Below are 22,775 nucleotides of genomic sequence, written 5' to 3' on the forward strand. Positions count from 1 at the left end.
CTATACGCCCTCTCGTTCACCGGTCATCAACAGGTATAAAGCAGCCATACGAATTGACACACCGTTTGCCACCTGCTCACGCACGGTCGATCGTGCAGAGTCCGCGGCTGCCGAAGAAATCTCCAACCCTCGGTTCATGGGACCGGGGTGCATCACAATGCTATCCTCCCGGAGCCGGGCAAAACGAGTATCATCAAGCCCCCACCAGCGAGAGTATTCTCTTTCATTGGGGAAAAAAGCCGCGTTCATACGCTCTGCCTGAATCCGAAGAAGCATGACAACGTCCGGACGCACCCGCGCCAGGGTGTCATCCAGGTTATAGCTGATCTCTGCGGGCCAGGCAGCGGCACCGAAAGGAATTAGGGTTGCGGGAGCAACAAAGGTAACGTGAGCACCCAGCGTCTGTAGCAGCCACAGGTTCGACCTAGCCACGCGAGAGTGGGTGATATCCCCCACAATAACCACGGAGACCCCGTCCAGGTCGGCTCCCCGGCTCGCACCGCCGTGAATACGGCGACGCATAGTAAAGGCATCAAGCAGAGCCTGTGTGGGGTGCTCATGGGTGCCATCACCCGCGTTGAGGATACCGGCATCGATCCATCCCGTTCGCGCCAGCCGATGCGGGGCCCCAGACGCGGGGTGGCGAATGATAACTCCATCAGCCCCAATCGCGGCCAGAGTTTGCGCTGTGTCTTTTAGGCTCTCACCCTTGGAAACACTTGATCCCTTTGCCGAGAAATTAATCACGTCGGCGCTCAGGCGCTTTGCCGCGGCCTCAAAAGAAATTCGGGTTCGGGTGGAGTCTTCAAAAAACAAATTAACGACCGCTTTGCCCCGCAGAGTGGGAAGCTTTTTGACCTCGCGAAGCTGTGTATCTGCCATATCCTCGGCAATGTCAAGGAGGCGAACGGCTTCTTCCCGCTCAAGATCTTTGGTACTGAGCAGATGTTTCATGAGTCAATAACCACTTCGTCGGTACCGTCGATCTCCTGAAGACGAACGTTAATCCGTTCCGAGGTGGCGCTCGGAATATTTTTTCCAATAAAGTCTGCTCGGATAGGCAATTCTCGATGCCCTCGATCAATGAGCGCCGCAAGCCGCACAGCTCGTGGGCGACCAAAATCTGCAAGCGCATCAAGAGCGGCCCTGATGGTACGCCCCGAATAGAGAACGTCGTCAACCAGCACCACGGTTTTCCCCTCGACCCCCTCAGCGGGAATCTCGGTAGGGAAAGAAACCCTGGTGGGGTGGTGAGCAAGGTCGTCCCGATACATGGTGGTATCCAACTGCCCCACGATGCTTCGATTGAGGGGCTCAATGCTCTGGATGATGCGGCCGATTCGCTGCCCGAGGAAAGCCCCGCGGGTAGGAATCCCCAGGATAATGAGGTTGTCTACTCCCCTATTCGACTCAAGGATTTCGTGCGATATCCGAGTAAGGGCTCTACTAATATCAGCCTGCTGAAGCACAATGCGAGTGTTCATGCCGACTCCTTCCTCGCCTCACGGGACGACTTTAAAGGTGTCATGTGTCTTGTGTTCTAGCCTAACACGATTACACGATCACACCGACTGGGCAACCTTACCCAACACACCGTTAATAAATCCGCCGGAATCCTCCGTCGATAAACTCTTTGCGAGTTCAACGGCTTCTGAAATTGCAACCCCCACCGGCACCTCATCGTTAAAAAGAACCTCCCACACACCAATGCGTAAAACCGCACGATCAATGTAGGGCATCCGCTGCAGGGTCCACCCTTGGGCGTAGGTCTCGATAGTCTCGTCGATTTCAGCAAGATTATCGTTCACCCCGTCAACGATATCGCGGGCGTAAAGCCAAGAAGCCTGCCGATCAGGTTGACTTACCGCTCGCTCTGCCTCCGCCTGAAGAGATGCTGCGATAGATATCTCGCGTAGATCGGCCTGGTAAAGAACATCCAGAGCGCGCTTACGCGCTTTACTCCTGGCACTCATAGTGTGATGATACTCCCGCGTTATTCTTTGACGCGACCGAGGTAGTCACCGGTACGAGTGTCTACTTTAACTCGCGTGCCCTGATCCAGGAAGAGGGGAACCTGAATCTCATAGCCGGTATCAACCTTGGCCGGCTTGGTGCCACCGGTGGAACGATCCCCCTGAAGTCCGGGCTCAGTGTACACGATGGTCATCTCAACGGAAGGAGGAAGATCAACATAGAGGGGTGAGCCGTCGTGTAGCGCGATGGTCACATTCTGATTTTCGAGCATAAAGTTTACCGCGTCACCCACCGTTGCCGCCGGAACCGTGATCTGGTCGTAATCAGAGGTGTCCATGAAGACAAAATCGTCACCGTCCTGATAGAGGTACTGATAGTCTCGACGGTCCACGTTTGCGGTTTCAATTTTCATACCCGCGTTGAAGGTTTTATCGATTATCTTCCCCGAGGTAACATTCTTCATTTTGGTGCGGACAAAAGCGCCACCCTTGCCCGGCTTCACGTGCTGAAACTCGATCACGCTCCACAGGTTGCCCTCAAGTTTGAGAACAGTTCCGTTCTTAATATCGTTTGTTGTTGCCATGCTAAAAGTTTTCCGTTCAATTATTACGTATTCAGGTACAGGATATTCTGCAAGCGGTGCCTCTGCGAGTTTAGCGTTCAGAAGACGTTTCTCCCAATGAATTGCAGGGCGAGTTGATAGGATTCGAACCCAAACCCCGCGATAACTCCGGTCGCAACACCGCTAATAACGCTGTTGTGCCGAAAAGTCTCACGAGCGTGCGGGTTGCTGATGTGAACCTCCACCAGAGGAACCCCGGCATCTTTCAATTGTGCAGCGGCATCTCGGAGGGCGTAGCTGTAGTGGGTAAAAGCTGCGGGGTTCAGAATCACGGGAGCTTTTGTCTCCACCGCCTCATGAATCCATCGAATAAGCTCCGCCTCATCATCGGTCTGTCTCACATCGACGGAGAGCGGCACGCCCCTCTCTCGCGACAGAATTGATGCCAAGGCGTTAAGGTCTCGGGTGAGATCATCTAAATTTGCCGATCCATATACCTCCGGTTCACGACTTCCTAAACGCCCAAGATTTGGTCCGTTCAGAACAAAAACTGTGCTCATCTTTTGTCTCCCGAAGTTAGAACCTAGCTCGCAATCTCCTGATACGCCGTAAACAAGAGCGTCTCATCAGGACCGGCAAGCACCGTTGGTTTACCAATTCTATCGAGCACAACAAACCTCAGCATACCGGCACGAGCCTTCTTATCACGCTGCATTGAACTCAGCAAGCCGGGCCAACGGCCCGCGGGGTAGGTTGTGGGTAGGGTAAGTAATTCTAAAACGCTCCGGTGACGGTCCACGGTGACATCATCCAGGGTGCCTACCAGGCGCCCCAACTCTGCCGCGTAAACCATACCCACGGAGATCGCGGCTCCGTGACGCCATTGATAGCGTTCAGCGTGCTCAATAGCGTGCCCTAGAGTGTGACCGTAGTTTAAAAACTCACGCAGCCCCTGCTCCCTAAAATCCTCTGTAACCACGCGCGCCTTAACCGCAATAGAAAGTTCGATTATTCGTCGGAACTCCCTGCTTTGCGGGTCGATCGCCAGGTCAACGTCCTTCTCTACGATGTCGAGAATCTCAGGTTCCGCGATAAAACCATATTTAACAACCTCAGCGAACCCGGCACGAATCTCATTTTGTGACAGGGTCGCCAGGGTGTCCAGATCCGCAAGGACAGCGGAGGGCGCATAAAAAGAACCAACAAGATTCTTGCCCTCTGCGGTATTAATTCCGGTTTTGCCCCCCACCGCAGCGTCAACCATCCCCAGCACGGTGGTGGGAATCTGGACAAGTTTCACCCCACGCAACCACGTCGCTGCAACAAAACCGGCTAGATCAGTAACGGCACCACCGCCAAACCCGATGACCGCGTCTGTTCGCGTGAAATCAGCCTGACCCATAATTTGCCAGCAAAAAGCAGCAACCTCGACGCGTTTTGCCGATTCCCCGTCAGGAACCTCGGCAAGAAGAACATTTTTATAACTCCCCAGCAGCATCTCGCGTAGCCTAGCCGCTGCGGCACCCAGGGTGGGGGGATGCACAACCAGCACCTGGCTCACCCGTTCCCCCAACACCTCGGGAAGCGAGGAGAGGATATCGCGCCCCACAACCACCTCGTAGGGCAGACTTCCCCCTACCATAATTGCTGCGGACCGAGGGCCTACAACCTGAGTCACTGTCTCTCCTCTGTTTTAACGGCGGAGCCGGCTATAAACCAGCGAACAATATCATCGGCAATATCGTCTTTACTTCTGTCAGCCGCATCAAAAGTAACGGTTGCTAGAGAACGATAAAGTGGTAAACGGGCTTCAAGTATGCGGCTCCAGGCGCCCGGGTCCTCCGCTAGCAAGGGCCGGTCTTTCAGATTAGATCTACGTATGACGGCTTCCTCCGTGGTGAGCAGGAGGACAACGTTAGTTTTCTCCAAAAGTGAGCGTGTGCCCGGATGTAAGACAGCACCCCCGCCGAGCGACACAATTGAGGGAATTCCCCGCAACACGGAATCGTGTGCACTTCTGAGGGCGATTCTCACAGCGGCAGCCTCTATCTCACGAAAAGCGGGCTCACCGTGGTCACGAAAATAGTCGGAAATAGAACCGTATTCCGCAACAATGCTTTGGTCGGTATCAAAAAAAGATGCGTTCAGCCGCCGAGCTACCCGACGACCGATACTCGATTTACCGGATGCCATAGGCCCGATAAAAACCACGGGTCGGTTTTGTTCCAACCCCACATGACGATTATTTTGCACAGGCTCAGTGTCCGGTCTATGCCTGGACGTCACGAGCGTCTTCTGCACAATCTCTATTCACCACGATCACGGTCTGTCACAAGCATCTGAGGGATATGTGCAAGATAGGATTCCAGATTACGCCGAGTCTCCCCTACCGAGTCGCCACCAAACTTCTCCAAAACCGCGTTTGCCAGCACAAGGGATACCATTGCTTCTGCTACCACACCCGCAGCGGGAACCGCGCACACGTCGCTGCGCTGATGGTGAGCTTTTGCGGCCTCTCCCGTGGCAACATCCACAGTAGGAAGCGCTTTGGAAACCGTGGCGATCGGCTTCATTCCCGCACGAACGCGCAGAACCGTTCCCGTACTCATACCTCCCTCAACACCTCCAGCTTTATCGGTAAGACGCCGTATGCCTTCCGCTCCCGTATGAAGCTCATCGTGTGCTCGAGAGCCCCTACGCCGGGTTGTTTCAAAACCGTCGCCCACCTCAACACCTTTAATCGCCTGAATCCCCATCAGCGCAGCAGCCAGTTGTGAGTCCAAACGTCGATCCCAGTGAACGTGTGAGCCGAGGCCGGGAGGAAGACCGTAAACAAGAACCTCAACGATACCGCCTAAAGTGTCGCCGTCCTTTTTTGCAGTGTCTACCTCCGCAACCATTGCGGCTGAGGTTATCGGGTCAAAACAGCGCAGTGGGTCAGCGTCGAGAACCTCCACATCGCTCGGGCGAGGGAGAGTCGCCCCCTCGGGAACCATGATCGGGCCAATCGACACGGTATGACTGACCGATGTGATTCCTAGCTGTGAGAGAAAGGCACGAGCAACCGCGCCTAGAGCCACCCGCGCTGCGGTTTCCCGGGCACTCGCTCGCTCCAGAATGGGTCGGGCTTCATCAAAGTCATATTTTTGCATTCCGACAAGATCGGCATGCCCCGGACGAGGGCGTGTCAGCTTTGCTCCACGACCGCGAGAACGGTCGGTCTGCTCCGTTTTTTCAGCGCTCATTACCTCGGACCACTTAGGCCATTCGGTGTTGCCAATTCGGATCGCGATCGGGCTTCCCAGAGTGCGTCCCTGAACAACACCTCCCGAGAAATTGAGCTCGTCCTGTTCAAACTTCATACGAGAACCACGCCCGTAACCGAGTTTGCGGCGAGCTAGATCAGCACGAACATCATCGAGCGAAACGGGCACGCCAGACGGAAGTCCCTCTAACAAAGCAATAAGTTCGGGGCCGTGAGACTCCCCCGCGGTAAGCCAACGAAGCATGATCACTATCCTATATCGTCACAGCCGAACGGGCTTCCGAAATCCATCAAATACCGTCTCTCCGTTTACAAAGATAACAAGTGGCATGTACTGAAATAACCCAACACGGGATGCTCTCCGATTCGCAGCGCAGATATTAGCGCGGGCACTATAAGTTCGCAACAGCCTCTTGCATAGCACGAAAAACATCGGCCTCCGAAGGCAACGTAGCATCGGGGTCGCCAAGAACAAAAATTCTAATCTGCAGTAAAGCCTGTTGCAAAAGCATGCTCAAGCCAGAACTCGCCGATTTTCCCGACTGAGACCAGAGGGTAGCTAACGGACTGGGCCAGGGATCGTACGCTACGTCATAGAGAGGAGTATTCTGTCGCACCCAATCGGGAGCCGAAAGCTCTGCCGCCTGCACACCCGGGACGGTACTAATAACCAAATCGCTCTCTTGCCAGGCCCCACCTAAGGACTCCGCTGCCACACTTACGCCGTGTCGCTCACCAAGCGCTACAAGGTTCTCCACTTTGGAAGGGGTACGAACCCTGAAGGTCACACGGGTGGCACCCAGACCTGCCACCGCCAAGAGAGCGGAAACCGCTGTAGCGCCTCCCCCCAGTACCGTCACACGAGAAAAGTCGCGTCCTATCTTTTCACTTAAAGCTAACCGCAGGCCCGAAACATCAGTATTATAACCACGCCAGGGGGCACCGGAATTCTCTCTGGCCAGTGTATTTACGACACCACTCTCGCGGGATATGGAGTCAATGTAGGAGTTCCTTGCGGAAAGAAAATCAAACGCGGTTTTCTTGAGGGGCATGGTGAGAGAGACCGCATTCCACTGAGTGGTTGCTAAAAAACCCTCTAGTTCGGGCTGGGTGCACTCTGTCGCAAAATAGTTCCACGGCAACCCCAGTACGCTATAGGCCGCATTATGAATACGAGGGGACAGCGAATGGCCTATAGGGGACCCCAAAACACCCAGCGTTACCACGGCTAACAGGCATCCGAGCCAGTCGCAATACACCAGGCCTGAAGCTCTTGAACAAAGACCTGATGCTCTCGCGAAGAATTGGTGAACTTTGTCTCACCCGTCTGAAGGTTGACCGTAGCAAAGTAAGTCCAGTCACCGGGCGCCGGATTCAAAGCCGCATTGATCGCATGATCTCCGGGATTTGTGATAGGGCCGACAGGCAACCCCGCCTGGTTATAAGTATTCCAAGGGTTAGCATTCGAACGCTGCTCATCACTTGTCCAGACTTTACCATTAGCCTCTGGTAGTCCATATTGCGCGGTGGAATCCATGCCCAGCGTCATTCCCAATTCAAGACGGTTAGCAATCACTCGACTCACCTTTTCAAAGTCTTGCTCCTGGCGAGCTTCAGCCTGAATGATGGAGGCGGTTGTCAATATTCGTTCTCGATCAGCTTCCGGGACATTCGCCGCGTTCAATGATTGAATAGTACGGTCCACCATTTTCTGCAGGATGCCCTCGGCGCTATCATCCGGCGTAAATTCATAAGTGGCAGGGAAAAGCCAGCCCTCAATATTTGGAGCACTCGCAGGAACACCAAAAGCGCTCCAGTTTTCTGCGGCTCGCATAAAGTTTTCGGCCGGAATTCCAGTGGCAGAGGACACTATGTCATACACTTGCGAAGCCCTAATTCCCTCGGGAACTACTGCCCGCATAACAACCTTAGTATCGGGGTGCAACAGTGCCTCGAGAGCGGCGGCCGCGCTCATTTCCTTCGCCATCTTATATGAACCAGGGTAAAAAATAGGACTCGGGTTTTGTAGTTGCACGTGCTTAATGAACGCCTGTGCGGTACGAACGACACCGTTGGACTCTAGCGTTCGAGCGATAGCGGTTCCGTCATCACCCTCAGCAATCACAATGGTGACTTCTCCCGTACCCGTTCCCTCATAGTCTTCTGCCCCGCTCTGCCCAAAGATTCCAGAAAGGCTATCGCCAAAGCTCTGCCACAGGAGAAAGCCTCCACCACCAAGAGCGGCAAGAAGAGCGACTACAACCGTGAGAGAAATAATAACGCGGCGTTTCATACTCTTATTCTTTTCCCTATACTTTTTTAGCGGGGGAAAAATATTATCTGTTTGTTCAGCTTGAACGCCCGCAGGCGAGAAGGCTGTCTTTGGGGGGTCCGATTTCTCGGCATTCTGAACCAGTATACCTGCAGCTGACTCCTCAGTAAGTGAGCGGAAATCAGTTTTTCCTGTAGAAGCTCGGAGAGTCTCACTCTCTTCTTTCTTGGCGTTAGGCACAGTTTCAGCCTGTATTCCAGCCAGAGCCTCTGCCCGCTTCCTTTCTTCAGCCTGCACGCGTGCTGTAGCCTCGGCTACAGCACGCGCCTCAGCCTCTCGCGCTAGCTGCTCACGAAGAAGTTGCTCTCGTAACTCGCGTCGCGAAATCAGCGGTTTAGTCTCACCATCATCGTCAGATAAAAACCCTGAACCTCCGCTTGGATCTTTATATCCCACTAAATTTTCCTTGCTGGGTAGCCGACCCTTCAACCAGACGCCCCGGGGGGTGTCCCAACGAACGCTCAACGTCAAGAGCCTGTTGAAGAATAATAACGGCTGCAACCTGATCAATAACTGGACGTGATGATTTTGTGCTACGTCCGACCCCATGTAAAACACTCTGAGCACTCACGGTCGACAACCTCTCGTCGACCAGCCTAATCCCGATATTTACTAAGGAGTCCAATTGGTGGGCAAAACCTAGAGCGTCCTCGGTCGAAGGTGTTGATTCCCCCTGCAGGTTCAAGGGAAGTCCTACCACAACCTCAGTGGCTTCGTATTCCCCAATGAGCTCAAGAACGCGCGCAAGAGTCCCAGACAGGTCTTCTTGTCGCTTAATCGTTTCAACGGGCATAGCCAACATCCCGTGAAAATCCGAACGAGATACCCCGACCCTAGCCTTGCCCACATCGATCCCTAGGCGAACCCCACTCCTCATGGTAGTTCCTCAAGCGCGGCGCGCACCGTTTTGAGGGCTATGCCGATATTTTCAACTTTGGTTCCACCACCCTGGGCTATATCATCCTTACCGCCACCGCCACCGCCGAGAACACCCGCGGCAGCCTTAGCAAGAAGGCCAGCTCGCGCACCAGCCTCACGGGCCTCCGCAGTAGTGGCAACAATGACCAGAGGCTTTCCGGCAGCAACACCGGCAAGAACAACAACGGCCCGTGATTGTAACTTTTCACGAACTCCAAGAACCAGGGTTCGCACATCATCCGCACGATCAACAGTACCGAGGTCGGCAATAACCGCGATTACTCCGCCCACCTCGTGAGCCTGCGACACCAGCTCTGGAACACGTGCTCTGAGAGCGTGAGCCGCAAGCTCAGAAATCTTCTTTTCAGCAGCCTTCAACTGCGCTGCCAGCTCTGCAACACGCCCCGGAATCTCTTCTCCAGGGACTTTAAGCGACGTCGATAACTGGGAGACGATAGCCCGCTCAGCCGCGAAGCTTCGAAAGGCATCAAGCCCAACAAGCGATTCCACACGACGATTAGTAGAACCAACCGATTGCTCGCTCACCAGGTTAATCATGCCAATCTCTGCGCTCGTGGAAACGTGGGTACCCGCACACAGCTCTCGCGACCACGGCCCCCCGATATCAACCACTCGAACACGATCACCATATTTTTCGCCAAAGAGAGCCATCGCTCCAATTTCTTTGGCCTCGGTCAGGGACATTTCACGGGCAACAACCTCGTAGTTTGCTCGGATGGCCGCGTTAGATATCTCCTCAATCTCTGTCTTAGTTTCGATACTCAGCGGCTGCGACCAGTTAAAGTCAAGTCGAAGATACCCGGCCTTGTTAAAAGACCCCGATTGGTGAGTGTGAGACCCCAACACCTCACGGAGTGCCGCGTGAACAATATGGGTTCCCGAGTGAGCCTGGGTAGCTCCGCGGCGGTATTCCTCATCCACAACACTCATCGCCATAGCGTCAACCGCGACCTCCCCGTTTTCGACCAGCACCGTGTGGCTGATCAAACCGGGAACCGGCTTCTGCACGTCAGTAACTTTCAGAACAAAACCGTCACCAACGATACGTCCCTGGTCGGGTGCTTGTCCGCCAGACTCAGCCCACAGGGAGGTCTCGGCAAGAATCACCTCAGCAGTTTGCCCGGAGCGCGCCACCTGAACGGGCGCACCGTCCACGATGAGCCCAAGCACACGAGACTCAGTAACCAGGTCTGTGTAACCCGTAAAAATGGTCTCGCCTTGGGCACGCATCTGGGTATAAATAGAAAGATCAGCAAGCGCAGTTTTCTTTGATTTCGCATCAGCCTTGGCCCTCGAACGCTGCTCCTGCATGAGCGAATCGAACACCTGGCGATTAACCGTAATTCCGGATTCCTCCGCAATCTCAAGGGTGAGTTCAATGGGAAACCCATAAGTATCATGCAGAAGAAATGCGGTGTCTCCGGGAAGAACAGTTGCGCCGGCCTTCACCGTGCTGGCAACAGCCAGATCGAGAATCGCAGTTCCGCCCGAGAGCGTTCGCAAGAAAGTTGCTTCCTCAGCAAACGCGGGCTGTGAAATTCGTTCGTAATCGGTTCTTACCTCGGGATATGCGGCCTTCATGGCATCGCGAGAAGCCGAAAAAAGTTGGTGAAAAGTTGCTTCCTCTACTCCAAGCAGTCTCATCGCCCGTATTGTGCGCCGCATCAGACGCCGCAGAATATAACCACGACCCTCGTTCGAGGGTGTCACACCATCGCTCAACAGCATGAGAGATGAACGCACGTGGTCCGCGATAATCCGCATTCGCACATCGTCTTCGTGATTAACCCCATAACGACGACCTGACAGCTCAGCTGCACGATCCAAAACGGGACGAACCTGATCGATCTCGTACATGTTTTCGACACCCTGCTTGAGGAATGCAACACGTTCAAGACCCATTCCGGTGTCAATATTTTTACGCGGGAGTTCCCCCACAACGCGAAATTCTGTTTTGCTTCTTACCTCATCGATGAGGTACTGCATAAACACCAGATTCCAAATTTCGACGTAACGGTCATCGTCCGTAGCCGGACCGCCATCCTGACCATAGGCCGGTCCACGATCAAAAAAAATCTCCGAGCTGGGTCCCGCTGGACCGGGATGACCCATAGACCAGTAGTTTGTATCTTTGTCTAAACGCTGAATTCGTTCCTCGGGAAGACCCGCAATTGTGCGCCACAGCCGGATTGACTCGTCATCGTCTTTGTAAACCGTAACCCAAAGATCACGGGGTTCAAAACCATATCCGCCATCGGCCTCTGAGGAGGTAAGCAGTTCCCACGCGTAGGCAATAGCGCCCTCTTTAAAGTAATCCCCAAAAGAGAAATTACCATTCATCTGGAAAAAGGTGCCGTGACGTGGTGTCTTTCCAACCTCTTCGATATCGTTTGTACGAATACATTTTTGCACGCTGGTCGCACGCGGGTACGGTGCAGGAACCACACCCGTCAGATAGGGAACAAACGGTACCATCCCCGCCACAGTGAACATCAGCGTAGGGTCATCACTAATGAGCGATGCCGAGGGGACAACGGTGTGCCCACGGTCACCAAAGAATGTCAGCCACCGCTGACGGATATCTGCTGTTTGCATGGGGAGTTGGCTTCTCCTGGTCTCTCTAAAAGTTTTTGGTACGGGATCGAGGGGAGGCTACAACTCTATTTTTTGAAGTCATCAAGGGCATTTTTTACTCCGTTAAGAGCGTTTAAGAGCTCTGCCTCACGCTCTTGATATCCACGACTCACGGCGTCTTTAAACTCACGACGGCCCTGCTCGATCTCTTCAAAAAACTGGCGCCCGCCCGGAGACTTATTAACGTAGTGGGCAATAATAAACCCTGCAACAATACCGCAGAACAGTAAAAACAGCTTACGCACGGATTCTCCTTGGTCTTTGAGCTTATTCAATAACACAATCCAGATAAACAACACTACAGCCTTGACCTGTGGGCATGAGTAATGAGGTTAAAAATATGGAGGGGATGACGATGTTTTGTCATCCCCTCCAGGCTTTAGGATCTAGCGAGCTGCGTAGTACTCAACAACGAGCTGTACTTCACAGGTAACGGGCACCTCTGCACGCTTGGGACGACGAACCAGGCGCGCCTGCAACTTGTCAATTTCAACCTCAAGATAAGCAGGAACCTTGGGCAAGACCTCAAGGTGTGCACCGGCTGCAGCAACCTGGAAGGGCTCCATGCCCTCTGAACGAGGCTTAACGTGAATCTGCTGGCCCGGCTTTACTCGAAAAGAGGGACGGTCAACAAGCTGGCCATCTACCAGGATGTGGCGGTGTACAACCAGCTGACGAGCCTGCGCGGAGGTGCGAGCAAAGCCCGAGCGCAGAACGAGCGCGTCAAGACGCATCTCAAGAAGTTCGACCATGTTCTCACCGGTCTGGCCCTCGGTACGACGAGCCTCCTGGTAAACACGCTTGAGCTGGGCTTCCCGAATATTGTACTGTGCCCGAAGACGCTGTTTTTCACGCAGACGAACCGCAAAGTCCGAATCAGCCTTACGCTTGGTGCGACCGTGCTCGCCGGGAGCGTAGGGGCGCTTTTCCAAGTATTTAGCGGCTTTGGGAGTAAGAGCAATACCGAGCGAACGCGAGAGACGAGTTTTGCTACGGGTACGTGACTTAGTGGACACGGTTTCCTTTCGAAAAAGTTTACATAAATTAAGAAATATCACGGGTACAAGACGGGCTTACTCTATGCCGTCACTGCATATTCCGTGGAAAGTTTGAGGGAATCAGTCAACTACCGCCCGGCTACAGGGCAGGTACCTTCAGAACGTTGAAAACGCAGCCGCACGCTCAGCACGATCCTAAGACCAAAGGTAAGTCTAACACAGGCTGTGCCCCCACCATGCTATTTGCCCCGGGTAATGCGACGAATTTTTTCTAATCTTTCGCTTACAGTTCGCTCGTGTCCGTGATCCGTCGGATTGTAATAGGTTTTTTCTTGAAGCTCTTCCGGGAGATAATCCTGACGCAATACCCCCATTGCCGCATCGTGTGGATACTTATATCCCGCACCGTGGCCAAGCTTCTTAGCTCCGGAATAGTGAGCATCACGCAAGTGCGTGGGGACCCTGCCAATTTTACCCGCACGAACATCCGCAATTGCCAGGTCAATCGCCCTGTAGGCAGCATTAGACTTCGGGGCGGTTGCTAGATAAACCACCGCTTCGGCCAGGGGAATACGACCCTCCGGCAAACCAATGAGCTGCACAGCCTCTGCCGCCGCTACCGCAATGCCGAGCGCCTGAGGATCGGCAATACCAATATCTTCGGCCGCAGAGATAATGATCCGACGAGCAATGAAACGCGGATCCTCACCCGCCTCAATCATGCGCGCGAGGTAGTGAATTGCGGCGTCGGGATCGGAACCACGAATAGATTTGATGAAGGCACTAATCACATCGTAGTGTTCATCACCGTTTTTGTCGTAGCGCAGAAGCGCCCTGTTAACGGACCGTGCCACCACCTCGTCCGTGATCACGGGAATCTCGGGTTCTTCGGGATCGTGTGCGTTCTCATCGACCTCCGCAAGCGCAGAAGAGGCTGCGGCCTCAAGCGCGGTGAGCGCACGCCGAGCGTCTCCAGAGGAAAGCTGAGCGATCGCAAGAACCGCTTCATCGGTAATGCTGACCTGATCGGCAAGCCCTCTCGGATCCGATATCGCACGGCGTACAACTGCCTCTATGTCTTTGTCTTCAAGCTGCTCAAGGGTGAGAAGCAGCGAGCGAGACAGCAATGGCGCTATAACGGAGAAGGAGGGGTTTTCGGTGGTGGCAGCTACAAGGGTTACCCAGCCATTTTCTACGCCGGGAAGAAGGGCATCCTGCTGGGCTTTACTGAAACGATGGATCTCGTCAAGAAACAAAATCGTGGATACACCGTACAGGTCACGATCGTTCAACGCTCGTTCCATAACAGTACGCACGTCTTTTATACCGGCGGTCACCGCAGAGAGTTCAACAAATCTGCGACCGCTGCTGTGCGCTATTGCCTGGGCCAGGGTTGTTTTTCCCGTGCCCGGTGGACCCCACAAAATAATCGACACGGCCCCACTCGCCTGCTCGCCGCCGGAGCTCTCATGAGCCAGGGTGATGAGGGGGGAGCCCGGGGCCAGGAGATGTTTTTGCCCCACAACCTCGTCAAGCGCGCGCGGACGCATACGAACCGCTAACGGTGTGTGTGCGGTGCCGAACGCCATGTCTGAAGTAGTCACAGTGCCAGTCTACGAGTTGACTCTGACAAACTCGTCCCGAACCCGTTAGTATGCCTATTGTCCTGGATGGTTTTCAATATTTTCGGAGTCAAGAACGTGGCACACAATAAGAGCAAGCGCGAGGAAAGACTACACCGTGAGCGACTTCGCAGTTACGAAGCGCGCAAAACAGTTCACCAGGAGGGTGCTGCGAGGCGCAAACGCGACAATATCCTCTGGGCGATAGCGGGAACGCTGGTGGTCGCACTCGCAGTATTCGGGCAAATAGCGTATCTCAACGCAAACCCCTCTACTCCCGCCGCCTCACCAACCACCGCTCCTCCCGAGGGGGAATCAAATCAGGGCGATGTTCCCGATCCAGCCCTCGCCGAGTCGCGGGAATGGACAGGGAACCTCGTAATTAACGACATTGACCTCAAGGTCAAGTTGGATGGGGTCGCAGCTCCCCAGGCTGTCGCAAGCACAATTGCGCTCGCAAATGATGGGTTTTATAACGAGACCTCCTGCCACCGCCTCACAACAGAGGGCATCTATGTTCTCCAATGTGGCTCCCCCGACGGCACCGGTACTGACGGCCCCGGATACTCCTACGGACCGGTTGAAAACGTCCCCGCCGACAATTTTTACCAGGCCGGCACGATCGCCATGGCCCGCGCCGACAGTGAGTACAGTCACGGAAGTCAATTCTTTATTGTTTACGAGGACTCCACCATTGGCACCGCAGAGAGCGGTTACACCGTTATTGGCTCTATAACCAGCGGGATTGAGGAGTTACGAGCAAAAATTACCTCCGAGGGAACCGCTGACGGCTCCACCGATGGAAGTCCAAAAGTCCCAGCCATTATTAAATCCTTCCGGCTCGAATAGCAGTCACGGGCCCGTAAGCAGTAGTCTTTAAGGGCGCTGACCAGTGGCGTCCAACAAATCTGAAACAGTAGGTGATGAGCTTGTCCGACACAAGTGCAAACAAGTCGTGGGGTCGCGTAGACGACACAAACACCGTTTTTGTGCGAGAGGGTGACGGCGAGAGAGCCGTTGGCCAGTATCCAGACGGAACTCCCCAAGAGGCCCTGGCGTACTTTGAACGCAAATACACAGACCTTGCGGGACAAGTCACTCTCCTTGAGCAGCGGGTTAAGCGTGGGACCGCGGTGAGTGATATTACATCTGTGGTAGCTCGTCTGCGAGAGCAGGTCTCCGGCGCAAATGCCGTGGGCGACCTAGCCACACTACTCACAAGGCTCGACGCTCTCACCGGTGTTGCCGAAGAGCTTTCAGAACAGCAACGCCAAGAGCAAGAGAAAGCGCGTGAGGATGCTCGTCAGCAACGTGAATCGATTGCAACGCGAGCAGAGCAGCTTGCCGCACAAGATCTGAGCAAGGTGCAGTGGAAACAAACCAGCGCTGAGCTCACCGCGCTCTTTGACGAGTGGCAAACACAGCAAAAGACAGGACCACGTCTTCCCAAGTCTGAAGCGGATGCCTACTGGAAGCGATTCCGCAACGCCCGCTCTCAGATTGAAGCTGCCCGACGGGCTTTCTTTGCGGAGCTAGACGCAACCAACAGGGAAATCCGCCAGCGCAAAGAAAGACTTATTGAGCAGGCAGAGGCCCTGGCTTCGCAGGGAGCCCAGGGCATCCCGGCCTATCGTGACCTCCTAGAATCCTGGAAGGAAAGCGGCCGGGCGGGACGCAAGCTAGACGACCAATTATGGGCCCGCTTCAAGGCGGCCGGAGACGTACTCTACTCGGCAAAAGCAGAAATCGACGCTCAGATTGACGAAGAGTTTGGTGCAAATCTTGTGCTCAAAGAAGAACTGCTCGCACAGGCAGAGCCCATCCTCCAAGAGACGGACCACATCACCGCCCGCAACGCTCTCTCTGCCATCCAACGACAGTGGGATGGGATCGGTCGTGTACCGCGTGATTCTGTTCGAAGCGTGGATGCCCGCATCCGCAAGATTGAAGACCACGTTAAAGGGTTAGAAGAAGAACACTGGAAAAACAATAACCCCGAGACCAAGGCACGCACCGCCGGACTCCGCGGTCAGCTAGAGGATTCGATCACTCAGCTAGAAACCGCTCTTGCGGAGGCACAGGCAGCCGGAGACAAGAGCAAGGCGGAGCAAACTGCGCAGACCCTTGAAACGCAGCGCTCCTGGCTTGCAGCGATCGGTGATTAATACCCACCGTTACGTTCGTGAACAGCTGTGAATAGCTTCTGGAACGACGGCTGAGAACACGGAACAGTGGTTCTCATGACAAAGCGATTTGAGTCTGTGCTAGGAACCGCGCACATGTCCCCGGCCGAGCTATCAGCTGCTCGTCTTGACGGGGACATATTCCCCGTGGGACCCAGCTACCTGGCCTGGGGGTACGATGACTCTTCCAGGTCACGTGCCCTTGCTCTCTGCCCGCACATTCCCAGGGGACTCATTGTTGAGGCGCAAACGGCGCTCTGGGTTTACGGATTTCTCCGTCATTTCCCATCCAAAATTACACTGTGCACCCCAGTAAAGCGACGTCGTAGAGCAAGCATAAAACTTCCCCACACAGTGCGTGAAGTACTCATCGCACCGCATCAAATACACGGTCTCTGCGGGCTTGCTGTACTCTCACCCTTGCGTTTAGCCTGCGACACCCTTATGGCAAACAACGTGGCCACGCTCGCTGACAAGGTAGCTTTTCGGCTCCTCTGCCTCACCTACAGCCTGAGTATGAAAGAGATTGATCGCGCGCTGGCGACCAGCGGACATCCACGCCGTAATATCGCCCGTCAACGGTTAGCAAGCCTCGTATAGATCTTTAGCCGCTACTTACCCGGTACACGTCGTAAACAGTATCAATACGGCGCACGGCGTTTAATACGCGATCGAGATGCGTTGTGTCTCCCATTTCAAAGACAAATCGGCTAATAGCCAGTCGTGAGCTAGAGGTATTAACCGATGCGGACAAAATGTTCACGTGGTGTTCCGATAGGACCCGTGTCACATCGGAAAGCAAACCGGCCCGGTCAAGGGCTTCCACCTGGATGTGTACCAAAAAGACACTCTTCGAGGTGGGTGCCCACTCGACCTCAACCAGACGTTCAGGCTCTTTACGAAGATTTTCCACATTTTTACAGGAGGAACGGTGAACAGAGACGCCCTGACCCTTAGTAATGAAGCCAACAATTTCATCGCCCGGAACCGGGGTACAGCAGCGAGCCAGCTTCACAAGAATATCAGGGGCCCCACGCACCAAAACGCCGCTGTTGCTCGTCTGGCGCACCATCCGGCGATCCTCAAAGGACGGATCGGGAAGGTGCTCCTCAACCTCACCCTCATTCTCCGCAAGTTTTGCAACAACTTTTTCGAGAACGGATTGGGTGGATACGTGCCCCTCACCGATTGCCGCATAGAGGGCGGTGACATCCTGGTAGTGCAATTGCAATGCGACCTGCTGGAAGGAATCCTGACTCATCAATTTTTGCAATGGAAGATTCTGCTTACGCATCGCCCGTGAGATGGCGTCCTTACCCTGCTCAATTGCCTCGTCACGGCGTTCTTTTGTATACCACTGTCGAATTTTGTTGCGAGCTTTTGTACTAGCAACAAAGTTCAGCCAGTCTTTACTGGGACCAGCGTCGGGGTTCTTCGATGTGAAGACCTCAACAACATCACCGTTTTTGAGGATCGTTTCGAGCGGGACTAAACGACCATTCACCCTCGCCCCCATGGTTCGATGACCGATCTCGGTGTGAACCGAGTAGGCAAAATCGACCGGTGTTGCACCGGATGGCAAACCAATAACTCTCCCCTTGGGGGTGAACACGTAGACCTCTTTGGCTCCTATCTCAAAGCGCAGAGCGTCAAGAAACTCACCCGGATCCTCGGTCTCGGCCTGCCAATCAGAGATATGAGCGAGCCAGGCCATATCCGCACGCTCTGTACCCACCTCGGCCAGCTTGTGTGAGCCTGCGGACTCCTTGTATTTCCAATGTGCCGCGACGCCCAATTCTGCGCGACGATGCATCTCTGTGGTGCGGATCTGAATCTCAACCGCGCGTCCGTCGGGCCCTATTACGGTGGTGTGTAGCGATTGATAAAGGTTGAACTTGGGGGTGGCAATATAGTCTTTGAATCTGCCGGGAATCGGGGTCCAACGGGCGTGTACTGCACCAAGAACGGCATAACAATCCCGAATGGTGTGAACGATTACCCGGATCCCCACCAGATCATAAATATCGTCGAAGTCTCGGCCCCTCACTATCATCTTTTGATATATCGAATAGTACTGTTTGGGGCGCCCAGCTACATCACCCCTGATCTTCGCAACCCGCAAATCGTCGTTGATCGAGTTCACAACGCTTCTCACCATCTCGTCACGTTGAGGGTTGCGCTGCTGCACAAGACTTTCTATTTCAGCGTAAATCTTTGGTTTGAGAACCGCGAAGGAGAGGTCTTCCAGCTCGTTTTTAATAGATTGAATTCCCAAGCGGTGCGCAAGCGGCGCATAAATCTCAAGGGTCTCCGTTGCCTTACGGGTCGCCGACTCAGCAGGAACAAATCCCCAGGTGCGTGCGTTGTGTAAGCGGTCAGCAAGCTTAATAATCAATACGCGGATGTCTTTTGACATCGCAACAATCATCTTGCGTACCGTTTCGGCCTGAGCACTATCACCGTACTTAACCTTATCCAGCTTGGTCACCCCATCAACAAGCATGGTGACCTCATCGCCAAAGTCAGCACGCAATTGATCCAGTGAATAGCTGGTATCTTCAACCGTGTCGTGCAAAAGCGCAGCTGCCGCGGTCATCGGGCCAACCCCCAGATCGGCAAGAATCTGAGCTACCGCAACCGGGTGCGTAATGTAGGGTTCGCCCGAACGTCGTTTTTGTCCGCGATGAGCACGTTCGGCAACCGTGTAGGCACGTTCTATGACGGTTAGATCGCTCTTAGGGTGCGATGCACGCACAGTTTTAATAAGAGCGTCAACCGCTCCCGGGGGACTTCCTTTAGAGAAGATACGCGGCACGAGGCGCCGTAAGCTAGTACTGGTCGATTGTGACGATGTTTCTGTCATGAAGCACCTCCTTAATCGAAGTTACCACTATTAGATGCGTTCCGTTGACCGACGCTGTATATAACCGGCGAGGCGCACAGAGACGACGGCGCACCTCACCAATCACGCTAGGCTTCTATAGCGTTTGCTGAAGCCTTCTGCTCAGCATCACTCTCCTGCTGACGCGCAGCACGCACCCGAGCATCGTGCTTTACGATCTCACTCTCACCGGAGCGAAGGTGTCCGTAGACGGGGGCCGCGATGAAGATCGTGGAGTAGGTTCCCACCAAAATACCGATGAACAGGGCAAGAGAGATATCACGCAGAGTTCCAGCGCCTAAGACAAACGAACCGATAAATAGGATGGAGGCTACGGGAAGCAGCGCTACAACAGAGGTGTTAATTGAACGCACCAGCGTCTGGTTCACCGCGAGGTTGACACTCTCACCAAAGGTACGAGCCTCGTTAAGCTCACCGGGAACCGTATTTTCTCGAATTTTGTCAAAGACAACAACCGTGTCGTAGAGCGAATACCCAAGAATTGTCAGGAATCCAATCATGGTGGCGGGAGTAATCTCAAACCCGCTAATGCCGTATACTCCTGCAGTAATTATTAGGTCATGAAACAGTGCAGACATAGCTGCCAGTGACATTTTCCACGTTCGGAAATACAGAGCCATCACTAGCGCGGCAAAGATCATAAACACTACGAGCGCGATAAGTGCCTGCCGAGTGATGTCCTGCCCCCAGGAGGCTCCGATGAAGGATGACGTGATTGAGTCTTCTGAAACGTCGTAGGCCTTCGCCAGGGCGGCCCTCACCTCAAGGCTCTGGTCATCGGTAAGCTGCTCCGTCTGTACCCACACTGAATCGGTTCCGACAAGAAGCACACGCGGTGTCTGTCCCGAGACCACCGAGTTAACCGCTTCGGTTGCCAGAGACTCGTTGCGGTTCTCTACGTTCGAGATCTGAAACTGACTTCCGCCACTGAACTCAATACCAAAGACAAACCCACCGCGGATAAAGGTGCCCACCAGCGAAATGGCGATCATCACCGCGGCAACAATGTACCAGACCTTACGACGCCCAACTATGTTGTATGAGCGCTTACCCGTATAAAGATCGTTTCCAAACTGAGCAAAAGTACCCATGGCTTAGGACTCCTCTCGCGCGTTGGCCGAAACATTATCGGCGTTATTTTCGGTCGCAGCCTGGGCCGCAGCTTTTCGTTCTGCAATGGTCTGGCGTTTTGCTGCCTCACGACTACTTCGTGCAGCCTTGCCGCCCTTTTCCACGTAAACGGGAGTTTTGAACTGAGCTCTTCCACGGTATACCGCGCCCAGCTGGCGCGGATCCAGCCCGCTGAAACGGTGACCCTGCGCGTAAAGCTTAGTTCGCGCAAGCAACGTAAGCACAGGATGTGTAAAGAGAGCCACAACTAAGACGTCAACAAGCGTGGTAAGTCCCAGGGTGAACGCAAATCCCCGCACGTTTCCAACCGCCAGAATAAAGAGAATTGCAGCGGCCAAGAAGTTAACACCGTCAGAGGCAAGAATGGTTCGTATCGCGCGCTTCCACCCGTGCTTAACCGCGGAGTCGATTCCACGTCCGTCTCGCAATTCGTCTCGAATACGTTCAAAATAAACGATAAAGGAGTCGGCGGTAATACCTATTGCAACGATCAAGCCCGTAACACCGGCCAGAGAGAGCCGGTACCCCTCACGCCACGACATGAGTGTGATCAGAAGATATGCAATAACCGCGGCGATCGTGAGAGAGGCCACCGTGACCAGTCCCAACAGTCGATACTGTGCAAGCGAATACAGAACAACCAAGATCAAGCCGATGAGGCCAGCGATCAAACCACTCTGGAGCTGGTTTGATCCCAGGGTGGCCGAGACGTTCTCGTTGCTCTGAATTGTAAATCCAATGGGCAAAGCACCAAACTTCAGCTGATCAGCCAGGGCCTTTGCGCTCTCCTGGGTGAACCCACCCGTGATTGAGGGGCGCCCGTCGGTTATCAAGCCGTTCATTGTGGGCGAGGTAATCACCGAGCCGTCAAGCACAAACGCAAACCGGTTCAGGGGCTCGGTTGAGCCGTAAAGACGAGTGCTCAACTCCGTAAACTTTTTTGTTCCCTCGTTATCCAGAGTAATCTGCACCGCCCAGGCACCGGTGGTTGCACCGGTCTGCGTTGTCTCGAGCTGAGCAACGGCATTGGTGATCGAGGTGCCCGCAATCTCCTCCGGACCAAGAATGTACTTTTCGGTCTGACTCGTATCACAGACAACAAGCGGCTTACTCGGGTCTGGATTTCCCGCGTTGGGGTCAGTGTTTGAACCACACACATAATTGTCAAACTGAGCCTGAATGGCCGGGGTGATCCAGGCGGGGTCACCGGGTCCGGTGGGTTCGGTTGCCGGTGTATCGGAAAGCTCCCCCTCAGCAGCGTCGGGGGCGGGAGGCACAATCGGGTTTCCCTCGGCATCGGCCATGGGCGGTGTGGCCATCGCGGCCGCCAGCACCGGACGCGCCTGCATTTGGGATGACGCCTGAATCCGCTGGAGAGTTTCCTGATCCGGGGTACCCGGGATCGAAACAACCACGTTCTGATTACCCTGCGTCGTGATCTCGGACTCAGAAACACCGCTCGCGTCAATACGCTGACGGATGATGGCCACAGCCTGGTTAAGCTGTTCTCCCGTAACCGATTGACCATCCTGGAGAGTGGGTGCCAGGAGAATCTGGGTACCGCCCTCAAGATCAAGCGCTAACTTGGGTGTCCACGACCCTTCACCGCGCATCACACCAAAGGCGTTTAAACCGACAAGACCAACTATTATTACGAGAAGCCAGGCCAGAGAACGCCAAGCTTTTTTTACCGGAGCGGGTTTCGCCACGTGCTACTGCTTTCTAGGGCTGCACAACTGCGGTGCAGGACATGAATGGGGGAAATTATTTTCGCTCTACAACAATAGTGCTAAATGGGATTATTTTCCGCTTTCGTTGTCCGTGTCATCACGATTTACGCGCTCCCCAAACTCAGGATCGTCGTCAGCTGGAATCTCAGTATCCGTTTTTTCTTCTGTTTCCACCGGAGTCACAACATTGGCAATTGCGTTACGATGAACCGTCAGAACGGTGCCGGGGCTGGTTTCGATCCGAGCACGGTTTTCATCTTCATCAAGAGATACAACCGTTCCATAAATCCCAGACTGAAGCATAACTTCGGCGCCGGGAACAACACTCTTCTGCAGAGCGGTTGCGGCCGCCTGCCGCTTTCTATTGCCTCGAAACAGAAGAATAATCATCACCAGTGCCAACCCGAGCAACAGGTATGTTGTGAAGTCCAAGGGAATACCTTTCTATAGCGGCGCTACGTCCGCATTACAAAATTTAAGATTTGTGTCTATTAAACAACAAC

22 protein-coding genes are annotated in these 22,775 nt (G+C 54.2%); 3 read left to right on the plus strand and 19 right to left on the minus strand.

Translation table 11 applies throughout. The features are described 5' to 3' along the window. From FrondiHNR_RS07270 to FrondiHNR_RS07340, 15 genes are all read right to left on the minus strand, one after another. Nucleotides 1-954, minus strand: a complete 954-nt coding sequence (locus FrondiHNR_RS07270) for an aspartate carbamoyltransferase catalytic subunit (protein ID WP_279352124.1) — start codon at nucleotides 952-954, stop codon at nucleotides 1-3. Then, nucleotides 951-1,484: a bifunctional pyr operon transcriptional regulator/uracil phosphoribosyltransferase PyrR gene (gene pyrR, locus FrondiHNR_RS07275; RefSeq protein ID WP_279352125.1), complete on the minus strand. Its 534-nt coding sequence runs from the start codon at nucleotides 1,482-1,484 to the stop codon at nucleotides 951-953. Before pyrR ends, FrondiHNR_RS07270 begins: the two co-directional genes overlap by 4 nt. A gap of 78 nt (nucleotides 1,485-1,562) precedes the next feature. Further along, nucleotides 1,563-1,973, minus strand: a complete 411-nt coding sequence (gene nusB, locus FrondiHNR_RS07280; protein ID WP_279352126.1) for a transcription antitermination factor NusB — start codon at nucleotides 1,971-1,973, stop codon at nucleotides 1,563-1,565. Between the two features lie 20 nt (nucleotides 1,974-1,993). Further along, nucleotides 1,994-2,557 carry an elongation factor P gene (gene efp, locus FrondiHNR_RS07285; protein ID WP_279352127.1) on the minus strand — a complete coding sequence of 188 codons (564 nt, stop codon included), beginning with the start codon at nucleotides 2,555-2,557 and terminating at the stop codon, nucleotides 1,994-1,996. Nucleotides 2,558-2,634: 77 nt separating this feature from the next. After that, a complete protein-coding gene (locus tag FrondiHNR_RS07290; RefSeq protein WP_279352128.1) occupies nucleotides 2,635-3,096 on the minus strand; it encodes a type II 3-dehydroquinate dehydratase in 462 nt (153 codons plus the stop codon). Nucleotides 3,097-3,119: 23 nt separating this feature from the next. Continuing rightward, nucleotides 3,120-4,178, minus strand: a complete 1,059-nt coding sequence (gene aroB / locus FrondiHNR_RS07295; RefSeq protein ID WP_279354497.1) for a 3-dehydroquinate synthase — start codon at nucleotides 4,176-4,178, stop codon at nucleotides 3,120-3,122. Nucleotides 4,179-4,210: 32 nt separating this feature from the next. Next, nucleotides 4,211-4,822: a shikimate kinase gene (locus FrondiHNR_RS07300; protein ID WP_279352129.1), complete on the minus strand. Its 612-nt coding sequence runs from the start codon at nucleotides 4,820-4,822 to the stop codon at nucleotides 4,211-4,213. A gap of 20 nt (nucleotides 4,823-4,842) precedes the next feature. Further along, complete coding sequence (aroC, locus tag FrondiHNR_RS07305) at nucleotides 4,843-6,045, minus strand: chorismate synthase (RefSeq protein WP_279352130.1); 1,203 nt, start codon at nucleotides 6,043-6,045, stop codon at nucleotides 4,843-4,845. A 148-nt stretch (nucleotides 6,046-6,193) separates the two neighbouring features. Further along, the gene (locus tag FrondiHNR_RS07310; RefSeq protein ID WP_279352131.1) at nucleotides 6,194-7,009 is read right to left on the minus strand and encodes a shikimate dehydrogenase; all 816 of its coding nucleotides are present in this window, start codon (nucleotides 7,007-7,009) and stop codon (nucleotides 6,194-6,196) included. Nucleotides 7,010-7,029: 20 nt separating this feature from the next. After that, complete coding sequence (gene mltG, locus FrondiHNR_RS07315; RefSeq protein WP_279352132.1) at nucleotides 7,030-8,529, minus strand: endolytic transglycosylase MltG; 1,500 nt, start codon at nucleotides 8,527-8,529, stop codon at nucleotides 7,030-7,032. Next, a complete protein-coding gene (gene ruvX, locus FrondiHNR_RS07320; RefSeq protein ID WP_279352133.1) occupies nucleotides 8,519-9,010 on the minus strand; it encodes a Holliday junction resolvase RuvX in 492 nt (163 codons plus the stop codon). Before ruvX ends, mltG begins: the two co-directional genes overlap by 11 nt. After that, the gene (gene alaS / locus FrondiHNR_RS07325) at nucleotides 9,007-11,667 is read right to left on the minus strand and encodes an alanine--tRNA ligase (protein WP_279352134.1); all 2,661 of its coding nucleotides are present in this window, start codon (nucleotides 11,665-11,667) and stop codon (nucleotides 9,007-9,009) included. The genes ruvX and alaS overlap by 4 nt, the downstream gene beginning before the upstream one ends. Nucleotides 11,668-11,732: 65 nt before the next feature. Next, on the minus strand, nucleotides 11,733-11,951 hold the full coding sequence (locus FrondiHNR_RS07330) for a hypothetical protein (RefSeq protein ID WP_279352135.1): 219 nt from the start codon (nucleotides 11,949-11,951) through the stop codon (nucleotides 11,733-11,735). Between the two features lie 141 nt (nucleotides 11,952-12,092). Further along, complete coding sequence (gene rpsD / locus FrondiHNR_RS07335; protein ID WP_279352136.1) at nucleotides 12,093-12,722, minus strand: 30S ribosomal protein S4; 630 nt, start codon at nucleotides 12,720-12,722, stop codon at nucleotides 12,093-12,095. Between the two features lie 221 nt (nucleotides 12,723-12,943). Further along, the gene (locus FrondiHNR_RS07340; RefSeq protein ID WP_279354498.1) at nucleotides 12,944-14,293 is read right to left on the minus strand and encodes a replication-associated recombination protein A; all 1,350 of its coding nucleotides are present in this window, start codon (nucleotides 14,291-14,293) and stop codon (nucleotides 12,944-12,946) included. A 111-nt stretch (nucleotides 14,294-14,404) separates the two neighbouring features. Here FrondiHNR_RS07340 and FrondiHNR_RS07345 point away from each other — a divergent pair, with 111 nt between their 5' ends. From FrondiHNR_RS07345 to FrondiHNR_RS07355, 3 genes are all read left to right on the plus strand, one after another. After that, nucleotides 14,405-15,175, plus strand: a complete 771-nt coding sequence (locus tag FrondiHNR_RS07345; RefSeq protein WP_279352137.1) for a peptidylprolyl isomerase — start codon at nucleotides 14,405-14,407, stop codon at nucleotides 15,173-15,175. A gap of 74 nt (nucleotides 15,176-15,249) precedes the next feature. Next, nucleotides 15,250-16,491, plus strand: coding sequence for a DUF349 domain-containing protein (locus FrondiHNR_RS07350; protein WP_279352138.1), 1,242 nt, complete (start codon nucleotides 15,250-15,252; stop codon nucleotides 16,489-16,491). A gap of 75 nt (nucleotides 16,492-16,566) precedes the next feature. Further along, on the plus strand, nucleotides 16,567-17,109 hold the full coding sequence (locus FrondiHNR_RS07355; protein WP_279352139.1) for a hypothetical protein: 543 nt from the start codon (nucleotides 16,567-16,569) through the stop codon (nucleotides 17,107-17,109). A gap of 4 nt (nucleotides 17,110-17,113) precedes the next feature. Here FrondiHNR_RS07355 and FrondiHNR_RS07360 read toward each other — a convergent pair whose 3' ends face one another. From FrondiHNR_RS07360 to yajC, 4 genes are all read right to left on the minus strand, one after another. After that, entirely contained in the window at nucleotides 17,114-19,372 is a 2,259-nt protein-coding gene (locus FrondiHNR_RS07360) for a bifunctional (p)ppGpp synthetase/guanosine-3',5'-bis(diphosphate) 3'-pyrophosphohydrolase (protein WP_279352140.1), read from the minus strand. A gap of 107 nt (nucleotides 19,373-19,479) precedes the next feature. Next, a complete protein-coding gene (secF, locus tag FrondiHNR_RS07365; protein ID WP_279352141.1) occupies nucleotides 19,480-20,502 on the minus strand; it encodes a protein translocase subunit SecF in 1,023 nt (340 codons plus the stop codon). Nucleotides 20,503-20,505: 3 nt separating this feature from the next. Beyond that, a complete protein-coding gene (gene secD / locus FrondiHNR_RS07370) occupies nucleotides 20,506-22,251 on the minus strand; it encodes a protein translocase subunit SecD (RefSeq protein WP_279352142.1) in 1,746 nt (581 codons plus the stop codon). A gap of 90 nt (nucleotides 22,252-22,341) precedes the next feature. Next, nucleotides 22,342-22,704: a preprotein translocase subunit YajC gene (gene yajC, locus FrondiHNR_RS07375; protein WP_279352143.1), complete on the minus strand. Its 363-nt coding sequence runs from the start codon at nucleotides 22,702-22,704 to the stop codon at nucleotides 22,342-22,344. Nucleotides 22,705-22,775 lie beyond the last annotated feature (71 nt).

This window comes from Lysinibacter sp. HNR (assembly GCF_029760935.1).
GTDB lineage: Bacteria > Actinomycetota > Actinomycetes > Actinomycetales > Microbacteriaceae > HNR.

What these genes read in the sequence shown, in the direction of transcription:
- secF (WP_279352141.1), bottom strand. Translation starts at nt 20,502, where the DNA reads ATGGGTACTTTTGCTCAGTTTGGAAACGATCTTTATACGGGTAAGCGC.
- ruvX (WP_279352133.1), bottom strand. Translation starts at nt 9,010, where the DNA reads ATGAGGAGTGGGGTTCGCCTAGGGATCGATGTGGGCAAGGCTAGGGTC.
- FrondiHNR_RS07355 (WP_279352139.1), top strand. Translation starts at nt 16,567, where the DNA reads ATGACAAAGCGATTTGAGTCTGTGCTAGGAACCGCGCACATGTCCCCG.
- FrondiHNR_RS07350 (WP_279352138.1), top strand. Translation starts at nt 15,250, where the DNA reads ATGAGCTTGTCCGACACAAGTGCAAACAAGTCGTGGGGTCGCGTAGAC.
- FrondiHNR_RS07340 (WP_279354498.1), bottom strand. Translation starts at nt 14,293, where the DNA reads ATGGCGTTCGGCACCGCACACACACCGTTAGCGGTTCGTATGCGTCCG.
- FrondiHNR_RS07270 (WP_279352124.1), bottom strand. Translation starts at nt 954, where the DNA reads ATGAAACATCTGCTCAGTACCAAAGATCTTGAGCGGGAAGAAGCCGTT.
- pyrR (WP_279352125.1), bottom strand. Translation starts at nt 1,484, where the DNA reads ATGAACACTCGCATTGTGCTTCAGCAGGCTGATATTAGTAGAGCCCTT.
- aroB (WP_279354497.1), bottom strand. Translation starts at nt 4,178, where the DNA reads ATGGTAGGGGGAAGTCTGCCCTACGAGGTGGTTGTGGGGCGCGATATC.
- nusB (WP_279352126.1), bottom strand. Translation starts at nt 1,973, where the DNA reads ATGAGTGCCAGGAGTAAAGCGCGTAAGCGCGCTCTGGATGTTCTTTAC.
- FrondiHNR_RS07290 (WP_279352128.1), bottom strand. Translation starts at nt 3,096, where the DNA reads ATGAGCACAGTTTTTGTTCTGAACGGACCAAATCTTGGGCGTTTAGGA.
- efp (WP_279352127.1), bottom strand. Translation starts at nt 2,557, where the DNA reads ATGGCAACAACAAACGATATTAAGAACGGAACTGTTCTCAAACTTGAG.
- alaS (WP_279352134.1), bottom strand. Translation starts at nt 11,667, where the DNA reads ATGCAAACAGCAGATATCCGTCAGCGGTGGCTGACATTCTTTGGTGAC.
- FrondiHNR_RS07360 (WP_279352140.1), bottom strand. Translation starts at nt 19,372, where the DNA reads ATGACAGAAACATCGTCACAATCGACCAGTACTAGCTTACGGCGCCTC.
- aroC (WP_279352130.1), bottom strand. Translation starts at nt 6,045, where the DNA reads ATGCTTCGTTGGCTTACCGCGGGGGAGTCTCACGGCCCCGAACTTATT.